The following is a 1,246-nucleotide window of genomic DNA, read 5'->3' on the forward strand; positions in this document are numbered from 1 at the left end:
GTTCGATTCTGCTCCCCGCTACTAACTAAGCCTTTCTTTTACAGAAGGGCTTTTTTTTTATAAAAACTCGTAAATTCGCTCTCAAAAGAAACATTTTCCATCAGTAATTCTTCGATTTGTTTCCAAAATCCAACATTTCACCATGGCAAAACCTGAATTTGATGATATTTATATGGAATTGGCGGTAAATATTGCCAAGCGTTCTCATTGTATAAAAGCTCAAGTTGGAGCTGTACTAGCAAGAGATACACGAATTATATCGATTGGTTATAACGGACCACCGTCGGGTACGCACAATTGCGATGAAGAATTTCCTGAGCATGGTTGTGCACGAGATTCTAAGGGAAGCTGCTCATTGGCACTACATGCCGAACAGAATGCAATACTTTTTGCCGCGAAAAATGGTTCTCAAGTAGATGGAGCCACTTTGTATGTTACACTATCACCGTGTATCGCTTGTGCCAGAATAATATTTTCGATGAAAATTAGTAAAGTGGTTTTCCTTGATTCGTATGCACAATACAAGGGGTTGCAATCTGATGAAGGAGTTGAATTTTTGAGAAAATTTGGAGTAGAGGTAGTTCAATATGAAAAATCTAGATTAGCGCACTTGTTTGCATAAAGATGTTGATCTATAAGTAAGTGTACAAAACTCGATTTAATTTTTTGTTTTTAGGCACGAGACAATACGTGTTAAAATGCTTTATAGTTAAGACAGATATTTTTTTGCTGAATGCTACTAGCTGAAAACCGAAAGCTTAAAAATTAAATTTTATTTTGCGTGCTAACTTAAGTAATCGTGCAATATTTAAGTTTTGTGTTTTAGGAACCAGGCAACAGGCACAAGGCACAAAGAGTGTTAAAATGTTTTTAACGACCGTGGACATGCATTTTTGCCATAGCCCACCGCCGAAAGCCGATACCTGATAGCTTATGGCACAATCTTAAACTTTATTTTGCGTGCTAACTTAGAAAAAGAATATTAGGGCAGAAAATGAATTGTGTGATTTCTGGACAAAATGACAATATGTCACTCAGGCATTTTGAAATTGACTGGTTTTAAAATACTAGTTTTTACTTGGTAAGCAAATAAAACCAATACAAAGTATTGGACTAGTATATCAAAATAAAATTAAGTACTCGGCTATAAGCCTTAAGCCGTAGGCATTAGGCTTTATTGTGTTGATTATTCGATAAAAACACAATTATTCTTTTTGCTTACGGCTTAAAGCATCGAGCCTATTAC

1 protein-coding gene and 1 tRNA gene (1 of these 2 running past the window's edge) are annotated in these 1,246 nt (G+C 35.6%); both read left to right on the top strand.

Annotated elements, in window-relative coordinates; genetic code table 11:
- Positions 1-21 (top strand) — tRNA-Met (locus tag ACOVQ4_RS02820) (it extends 153 nt beyond the left edge of the window).
- 121 nt (positions 22-142) lie between these two features.
- Complete coding sequence (locus ACOVQ4_RS02825; RefSeq protein ID WP_421819147.1) at positions 143-622, top strand: deoxycytidylate deaminase; 480 nt, start codon at positions 143-145, stop codon at positions 620-622.
- The last annotated feature ends 624 nt before the right edge of the window (positions 623-1,246 follow it).

The organism is Flectobacillus sp. (genome assembly GCF_049240685.1).
GTDB lineage: Bacteria > Bacteroidota > Bacteroidia > Cytophagales > Spirosomataceae > Flectobacillus.

Excerpts from the sequence above, each read along its gene's own strand:
- ACOVQ4_RS02825 (WP_421819147.1), top strand. The coding sequence starts at position 143 with ATGGCAAAACCTGAATTTGATGATATTTATATGGAATTGGCGGTAAAT.